The 255-nt window shown below is 59.6% G+C and carries 1 protein-coding gene; it reads left to right on the top strand.

The features are described from left to right. A partial coding sequence (locus tag J1778_RS00030; RefSeq protein WP_217171486.1) for a DUF2345 domain-containing protein occupies window positions 1-255 on the top strand: 255 nt, incomplete at both ends.

The following is a 255-nucleotide window of genomic DNA, read 5'->3' as shown; positions in this document are numbered from 1 at the left end:
GCCTCTTTGCGCTGAAGGGTGAGATGAGCCTGAAGGCCAGCGAAGGCAGGGTCGACGTTCAGGCGCAGAACAACCGGCTGGCGCTTGCGGCGGGCAAAAAAGTGAGCATCACGGCGGTGGACGGCGATATCCTGTTCAGCGCGAAAAAGCGCATCACGCTGATTGGTGGCGGCAGCTACCTCATCCTGCAGGACGGCAAAATTGAGTACGGCACGGCCGGTGAATATTTCAGGAAAACGCCGCACACGGTGCTGA

The sequence above is a fragment of the Rahnella bonaserana genome (assembly GCF_019049675.1).
GTDB lineage: Bacteria > Pseudomonadota > Gammaproteobacteria > Enterobacterales > Enterobacteriaceae > Rahnella > Rahnella bonaserana.
Note: the sequence above shows the minus strand (reverse complement) of the source record. Positions and strands in the feature narration are given on the sequence as shown.